Annotated in this window: 6 protein-coding genes; 1 reads left to right on the forward strand and 5 read right to left on the reverse strand. The window is 64.8% G+C overall.

Annotated features, from left to right (window positions below):
* Positions 1-30: 30 nt before the first annotated feature.
* The 4 genes from GY791_04485 to GY791_04500 form a co-directional block, all read right to left on the reverse strand.
* Positions 31-318, reverse strand: coding sequence for a DUF1330 domain-containing protein (locus tag GY791_04485; protein ID MCP4327679.1), 288 nt, complete (start codon positions 316-318; stop codon positions 31-33).
* Positions 319-382: 64 nt separating this feature from the next.
* On the reverse strand, positions 383-1,711 hold the full coding sequence (locus GY791_04490) for an MORN motif precursor (GenBank protein MCP4327680.1): 1,329 nt from the start codon (positions 1,709-1,711) through the stop codon (positions 383-385).
* A 69-nt stretch (positions 1,712-1,780) separates the two neighbouring features.
* Positions 1,781-2,383: a glycosyltransferase gene (locus tag GY791_04495; protein ID MCP4327681.1), complete on the reverse strand. Its 603-nt coding sequence runs from the start codon at positions 2,381-2,383 to the stop codon at positions 1,781-1,783.
* Positions 2,383-3,066, reverse strand: a complete 684-nt coding sequence (locus tag GY791_04500) for a glycosyltransferase (GenBank protein MCP4327682.1) — start codon at positions 3,064-3,066, stop codon at positions 2,383-2,385. The genes GY791_04495 and GY791_04500 overlap by 1 nt, the downstream gene beginning before the upstream one ends.
* 105 nt (positions 3,067-3,171) lie before the next feature.
* Here GY791_04500 and GY791_04505 point away from each other — a divergent pair, with 105 nt between their 5' ends.
* A complete protein-coding gene (locus tag GY791_04505) occupies positions 3,172-4,200 on the forward strand; it encodes an aminoglycoside phosphotransferase family protein (GenBank protein ID MCP4327683.1) in 1,029 nt (342 codons plus the stop codon).
* 322 nt (positions 4,201-4,522) lie between these two features.
* On the opposite strand, the gene GY791_04510 is transcribed toward GY791_04505, so the two are convergent.
* The coding region (locus GY791_04510) for a hypothetical protein (protein MCP4327684.1) at positions 4,523-8,207 on the reverse strand (3,685 nt) is incomplete at its 5' end.

The raw sequence follows: 8,207 nt of genomic DNA on the forward strand, positions 1-8,207 counted from the left end.
ATCCCGGCGCCAGACCGCGACGGAGCGCCGCTATGCCCCTTCGACGACGATCATGTTGCCGACCGAGGCGCTTTGGCGCATGGCCGCCAAGGGCTGGTAGGCATCCGAGTGATACCACGCCTTGGCCGCCTCGACCGAGGGGAACTGGATGACCACGACCCGCGGCCACGGCCACTCGCCTTCGAGAATTTCGAGCGCGCCGCCGCGAGCCAAGAATTGGCCGCCGTGCGCCTCTATCGTCGGCAGCACCTGCTTGCGGTAGGTGTCGTAGGTTTCGGGGTCCTTGATGTCGACCTGGACGATGATATAGCCGGCCATTATCGGGTTCTCCTCTCATATTCGCCGTTCGAAGTTCGACGGCGGGTTCTCGGTTCGACCACCTTCATTGCACGAAGTCGCCGTTGCGCCAAGTCCCCGACCGGGTCTCACCGTCGGGGCCGTAGAGCGTGCCCTGACCGTGGATCAGTCCGTTGCGGAAATCGCCCTCGTAACGGCGGCCGTCGGCCATGCGCAACACGCCGACGCCGTGCGGCGCGCCGTCGCGGATATCGCCCTCATAGGCGTCGCCGTCGGGAACCGTCAGGGTGCCATGGCCATGCGCCCGCCCGTCGCGAAACTCGCCCTCGTAGCGGACGCCGTCGGGCCGGACCAACGATCCCTGGCCGTGCATCAGCCCGTCGCGGAAAGCGCCCTTGTAGATGCCCTGTTCGGGCAGGGTCGCGACGCCTTCGCCGTCGAACTTGTTGGCGCTGAAGCCGCCGACATAGCCAATTCCGTCGGCGCCTTTCCAATCGCCGAGGCCCTCGAACAACCCGGCCGCGAATTCTCCGACATAGACGTCGCCCTGGCCGTTGGACCAGCGCCCGCCGCCATGGAACTTGCCGGCCTCGAACTCGCCGTCGTAGGTGACGCCGTCGCTGCCGGTCCATTTGCCTTTACCGTCGAAATGGCCGCCCTTGAATTCGCCTTCGTAGGAATCGCCGGCGGCGCTTTGCCAATGCCCTTGGCCGTCAAAGCTGCCGTTCGTGAAGGCGCCGCTATAGACCGTGCCGTCGGCGCCGGTCCATTCGCCGTTGCCGTCGAAGACCCCGTCGGCGAAGGCGCCGGCGTAGCCGTCGCCGGCGGCGCTTCGCCAGGTCCCCCGACCGCTGAAAACGCCGGCCGCGAAGGCCCCGGCATAGGTCGTGCCGTCCGCTGCCGTCCATTCGCCCTCGCCGTCGAAGCGGCCGTCGCGGAAGCTGCCCGTATAGACCGTCCCGTCGGCGCCCTTCCAGCGGCCGGCGCCGTGGAAGCGCCCATTCTCGAAGGCGCCGACATAGGCATTGCCGGCGGCGTTCGACCATCGTCCCTTGCCGTGATAGAGGCCCTTGTAGAAATCGCCTTCGTAGGCGGTGCCGTTGTGGCTGTCGATGACCCTGACCCAGCCGTCAACCGGCAGGCCGTTGCTCATGGTGATGTCGAGCCGCATCATCTCGGTGCCGTCCGAATAGATCGTCAGCACGCCCGGGCCATGGACATTCCCGGCCAGGTCGCAGAGCCCGTCCCAGTGGATCGTCTGTTCGGCGAACGGCGTGGCATGGAAATAAGAGCAGCCGCTCTCCGGGTCGGTGAACCATTGCGGCGCCACCTGGGCGGCGGCGGGCGCGGCCAGCAACAGGAACAGCGCGAGGAACGGCTTCGACATCTTGAGCACTTGGCGTTCAACCCTCATAGAGCGGCGGTGAAAATTATAGTGCCGATGCGGCGGAGCGAAAGCCTCGATGCACCGAAACGGGAGCGATCAGCGCGTGCGCGCCCGCCACCGCGCATAGGCGGCCGCGTCGTCGACGTCGTCGAGAGGATCGGTCAGCACGATTTCGGTGCCGCGGCCGAGGGAGGCGCGTGAATCGGCCAATGCATGGCCGGTCGACCAGCGCACGCCGGCCAATCCCGATGGCGGCCAGGGGCGGGCGCCACGCCAGCCGACGGCCCAGAAGCCGCCGTCGCCGGAGGGTCCGAAGACCGCATCGGCACCGGCCAGGGCATCGAAGGCACGGGCGACATGGGCCGCAGTGATCTCCGGGATATCGCTGCCGACGACGATCACCGGCGCGCCGCCACCGGCCCGCAGCACCCGCGCCAGGCGCGTCCCGAGATCGCCCCCACCCTGGGCCTGCCGGGCAAGCCCGGGTGGCCACATCGCGGTTTGGTCGCAAACCCGGTCCGGGGTCACCGCGAGCACGGAAGTCCAGCGCCGGTCGCCGCCGAGGCGGCGGGCCAACTCGGCCAGGTTCGCGCGGTAGAAGGCGAGCGCGGCGAGATCGCCGATGTCGCGGCCGAGACGCCGCTTGACCGCGCCCAGCCGCGGTGCCTTGGCGAAGATGACGAGGCGGGGGCGGCGCATCAGCGATAGGCTCGGGCGATCCACGGCGCCGGCAGGCCGAGGAAGAACAGGCCGAGGCAGACCAGGTTGCGTATCGGCCGCGCCCACCACCCGTCGCGGTGATAGCGCGCTGCCGAGGTCACGGCAGCGGCCGGCAGCTCGACCAGGCGGCGGCGGCCGAGACGGCGCACCAGATCGACGTCCTCCATCATGACCAGCGGCCGGAACCCGCCGCAGCGGTCGTAGAGGGCGCGACCGATGAGCAGGCCCTGATCGCCGTAGGGCAGGCCGAGGACGCGGGCGCGCCACGCCGCCAGCCGCTCGACCCGCCGCGCGGCGGGCGACGGGTCGCCGAGGGCGAGGCGGAAATAGCCGGCCCGCTCACCATTCTCCGGGGCGGCCATGAATTCGGCGGCGACAGCGCGCCAACGGTCTGCGAGAACGGTGTCGCCATGGAGAAAGAGCAGCCAGTCGCCGGACGCCGCCGCCGCCCCCGCCGCCAGCTGCGGGCCGCGCCCGAGCACGCCGATCACGACCCGGGCGCCGGCGCTCGCGGCGACCTCGAGGGTGGCGTCGGTGGAGCCGCCGTCGGCGATCACGACCTCGTCGCCGGGTTCGAGGTCGGCGGCCAATGCGCGTAGGGTTTGACCCAGGTCGCCGGCGGCCTGATAAGTGGGGATGACGATGGAAAGTTTGGCAGTCATCGGTGTGAGCGGGAGCCTCGGCGTGGCCGGTTCGAGAGTCTATGGGTCCATGACAGTGCTAGCACAGAACGGTCCCGGTTCGCCCGCGATCCGCGCCGGCGTCCGATGATCAACCTCGACGTCCTGCACGCCCGGCTGGTCGCCTTCGAGGGCTTGCGCGATTTGGTCCGCGGCGACCTCCACCCGATGGCGGTGCGCGGCATCGTCCACGACCACATCCGCCTCGCCGGGCTCGGCGTCGTGGCGCGGGTGCCGCGGTTCAACGTCTGGGGCATGACGCCGGGCCAGGGGCTCGCCTACCAGGCGACCTGCTTCCAGCGGGCGTGGCCGAGCGGTCACGTGCCGAAGCTGCTGGGCGTGCTCGAGCCCAGCCCCGATTTACCCTTTGGCGCCCTCCTGGTCGAGGAGATCCGCGGCCACCCGCCGCGCCTGCCCGACGATTTCGACGCCATCGCGCGGGCGCTGGCGCGCATCCACCGCGAGATCGTGCCGCCCGAGACCGAACGCCTGCCGCTGGTCTATCACCGCGACCCGGTGGCCGGGACCCTGGAGCGCATCGAGACCCAGGCCGAGGCCCTCGACCGCGCCGCCATCGACGCGCGGGCGCGCGCCGCGCTCGACGAAGAACTCGACTGGGCGCGGCGGTTCGCCATCGAGGTGCGCGGACTCGAGCAGCCGTCCTGCCTGGTCATGACCGACACCCATCCGGGGAATTTCATCATCGCCCCCGAGGGCAAGGCGGTGCTGGTCGACCTCGAGAAGGGCATGTACGGGTCGCCGGCCATCGACCTCGCCCACGCCTCGCTCTACACCTCGATCATGTGGGACCCGCAATGCGCCGCCGACATCGGCTTGGCCGACGCGGCGCGGCTCTACCGCGCCTATCTCGGCGAGATCGACCGCCCGGCGGCGGAGGCGATCCGACCCTGGTTCCAGCCGATGCGGCGCCTGACCTGGCTGCGCACCACGACCTGGGCCGCCGGCTGGCTGGCCGGGCGCGCCCTGCCCGAGGACGTGCCCGACCGGCTGGTGCGCTGGATCGATGGCCGCCTCAAGGACTATTTCGACCCCGCCACCATCGCCCGCATCCGCCACGAATGGCTCGGCGAGGACGAGCTGGCGGCGTACCTATAGCGGCGGCCGCGACTGAAACCGTGGGCATGGGGATGGCGGGATCGGACATTCCGCCGGTTCCAGCTCCCCCTCACCCTCCCGCTACGCGGGTCCCTCCCTCTCCCCCAAGGGGGCGAGGGAACGTGGGTAAGGGGCGAGGGGAGATGCGCCGCGCGCGGTCAAATTCCCTCTCCGCTTGCGGGAGAAGGTCACGAATCGCCCGAACCGAGCCGCGAGCATGGCCGACCCAGCCATCCCCATGCCCGCGGTGTCGGGTGCCCAAAACGAAACGCGCCGCCCGAGAGGGGCGGCGCGTCCGCTAAATTGGAGTCTATGACGCCGGTTACGGCCCGATGATGGTCTGGCTGGTGCCGCCGCCGTTGCCGTCGAAGTTGGTGTCGTTGTTGATGAAGGTCAGGCTCGTCAGGTTGACGAACTGGATGCCATTGTCGTTGTTGGAGGCGTAGAGACCGAAGTCGCCGGCGCCGTCGTGGTTGCGGATGACGTTGCCACCGGGGATGAACAGCACGGTCTGGGATGCGTGCAAGTCGCCCGTAGCGCCGTCGTTGTAGAGGAAGACGCCGTCGTCGTCGTTGGCGTTGATGTCGTTGCCGCCGAAGGTCGCGCTCATCACCGCCATACCGCCGGTGTCGGCGCCGTCCCATTCGTTGCGCAAATCGATGCCGTCGTCGCCGTTGAGGAAGACGGTATTGTCGGTGAATTCGAGCGTCACCGTCGACCGCCCCGCATCCTCCACATGGGACTTGACGTTGATGCCGTCCTCGTCATGACCGCCGACGGTGTTGCCGATGAAATCGATATCGGCGATCAAGACGCCGTCCCGGTCGACGCTGAAATAAATCTCGATGCCGTCGCCGCTGGTGTTGTTGACGATCGAGTTGTCTCGGAACGTGGCATTGAAGACTTGGCTGGCATCGTCGTCGTCGATTTTGTTGATGATATAAACATTGTCCTCAGAGTTGTCGTGGATGACGTTGTTGTAGAAGTCGAGGAAGAACGACGTGCTGGTCTCGTCCTCGTCGTTCCTGAGGTCGATCTTGACGCCTTGGCTACTGTTCCCGGCGATCGAGTTGTGGCCGATGTCGAAGGTCTGGGTCGAGAACGCGCCGTCGTCGACGTTGAGGTCGATGTAGAGGCCGTCGACACCGTTGTTGACCAACGTATTGTGGCTGATCGTGCCGACCTGGTAGAGCTTGGTGCCGCTGTTGTCCTCGACGTCGCCATCGATCTCGATGCCGTCGTTGCCGGAGCCGTCGACCGAGTTGCCGATGATGTTGAGGGTCTGGCGGATGGTGCCGTAATCGTCGATATCGTTGTCGACCTCGATGCCCTCGTCAGTCACGTTGAGGATTGTGTTGTCGCGGATGTTGATCGTGTTGGCCTGATCGAGGACGCCGTAATTGTCGGCCTCGTTGTCGATGTCGATGCCGTCGCCGCCGATGGCGCTGGTGGTGACGGTGTTGCCGTTGATGATGTTGTTTTCGATGTTGATCGTCTGCTGCAGGGTCGATGGGTCGTCGGGCCCGTTCGCGCTAAAGCCGCGCGAATCGTTCTCGAAATAGATGCCGTCGCCGTCGACCTGGGCGATGCTGTTGTTGTTGACGTTGATCGTCTGCAGCAGCGTGCCGCCGTCATCGGCCTGGTTGTCGATCTCGATACCGTCACCATCCGCGTAAGTAATGGTGTTGTAATTGACCGAGATTGTGCTGGCCTGGTCGACGACCGCGCTGTTTTGCGCATTGGTGTTGATCTGGACGCCGTCGCCTTCGACGCCCGCCACCGTGTTGGAGTTGACGTTGATCGTCTGATTGACCGTGGTCTGGTCGCCATATGCCTGGGTGTCGACCTTGATGCCGATTCCATTGACGACGACCGCGCCCCCGGCCTCGCCGACCACGTTGCCGAGGACGTTGGCGGTCTGCAGCAGGGTGGCCCGATCGACATCGTTGCCGATATAGATTCCGCCGTCATTGTAGGTTTCGGTGACCGTGTTGCCGCGGATGTTGATCGTATCGGCCTGGTCGAGGAAGCCGCCGTTGCGGACATCGTTCTCGACCTCGATGCCCCTTTCGTCGATGTTGTCGGTGCCGCCGAAGACGCCGATCAAATTGTCGTCGATATTGATCGTCTGGATCGCCGTCGTGCCCTCGCCGTAGACATAGGTTTCGACGTCGATGCCGTCGTTTTCCCGGGTGTTGTCGATCGTGTTGCCGCTGATCGTGATCGTGTTGGCCTGGTCGAGGAAGCCTTGGTTGCGGACGTCGTTGTCGACCTTGATCCCGTTTTCTTGGATGTTCTCGATCGAGTTGTTGTTGATGTTGATGGTCTGAATCGCCGTCGAGTCTATGTCGCGCACATAGGTGCTGACATAGATCCCTTCGCCTTCGGAATCGTTGCCGATATTGAGGATCGTATTGTCGTTGATGGTAATCGTATTCTCCTGGTTGAGGAAGGCGCCGTAGGTGACGTCGGTGTCGACCTCGATGCCGTTGGCGTAGGTACCGTCGATCGAATTGCCGACGATGTTGACGGTCTGAATCGCCGTCGAGCCGTCACCGTAGACATTCGTATTGACGTCGATGCCGTCGCCGTCGGTGCTGCTAGTGCCGACGTCGGTGATCGTATTGCCGAGAATGTTGATGGTGTTGTCCTGGTCGAGAAAGGCGCCGTTCTCGACGTCGATCTCGACCTCGATGCCGTCGCGGTAGATGTCGTTGATCGAGTTGTAGTTGATGTTGATGGTCTGGATCGCCGTCGAGCCGGGATCGTAGACCTCGATATCGACATCGATGCCCTCGCCGCCATCGTTGTCGACATTGTCGATGAAGTTGTTGTTGATATTGATGGTGTAGGCCTGGTCGAGGAAGCCGCCGTTCCTGACGTCGATCTCGACGTCGATGCCGGCGCCGGAGTCGATGTCCTCGATCGTGTTGCCGTTGATCGACAGCGTCTGCACGATCGACGAGCCCGCGTCCTCGGACCGGATGTCGACCTCGATCCCGTTGCTTTGTTCGGTATTGTCGATCGTGTTGTAATTGATCGACGCGGTCTGCAGGATGGTGCCGCCGGAAAAGGCGCGGGTGTCGAAGTCGATGCCGTCGTCATAGACGGTATCGATCGAATTGTTGTTGATGGTGACCGTGTTGGCCTGGTCGATGAAACCGTCGTCGAAGGCGTAGAAATCGACGTTGATGCCGTCGCCGCCCACATCGTCGTTGACATTGGTGATCGTGTTGCCGCTGATGTCGATGGTTTGGATCGCCGTACTGCCGGCGTCCGTCACGGTCGTCGTGAGCTCGATGCCCTCGCTGTCGAATCCGTTGACGTCGTTGATCGTGTTGTCGTTGATCGTGACCGGATCGTCCTGGTCGAGGAAGCCGCCGCCCGCGACGTTGATATAGACGTAGATGCCGTCGTCGTTGCCGGTGTTGTCGATCGAGTTGTCGCTGATATCGATGCTGTTCTTCAACGACGTGCCGGGATCGTCGACATCGACATCGACATGGATGGCTTCGTACCAGACGTTGGTGATCGTGTTCTCGGTTACGGCAAGATCGAAGGCGTGTGCGCCGCCGTCGAAGGCGCTGATGTTCACCTTGACGCCGTGATAGGTGGAGGAATCGAAAATCCGGTTCCAATTGATGAAGCCGCTCGGCGTCGAGGTGGTGAACAAATTGTAGACGTTGTCACGCGGGTTGTTGACGTTGACGTAGACGCCATTGCCATCGGCGTTGTCGAGGTCGATCACCAGGTCCTGGATCCAGAAATTGCTCTCCACGTCGGGACCGAAAACGCCGTGATAGAATTCGCCCTCGAGGTTGAGGTTCACGATCGACGAGTTGTTCTGGAAGGTGATCAGGCTCGCGCTGTCGTCGTCGCCGATGATGGTCGGCGTGCCCTCGCCGGGCAGCGGCGTGAAATAGACCATGTAGCCCGAATAGGACCCGGTCAGCTTGACCGCCTTGCCGGCGCCGACCAGGTTCTGGCCCTCGGCCAAATCGATGCCG

It is taken from the genome of Alphaproteobacteria bacterium (assembly GCA_024244705.1).
GTDB lineage: Bacteria > Pseudomonadota > Alphaproteobacteria > JAAEOK01 > JAAEOK01 > JAAEOK01.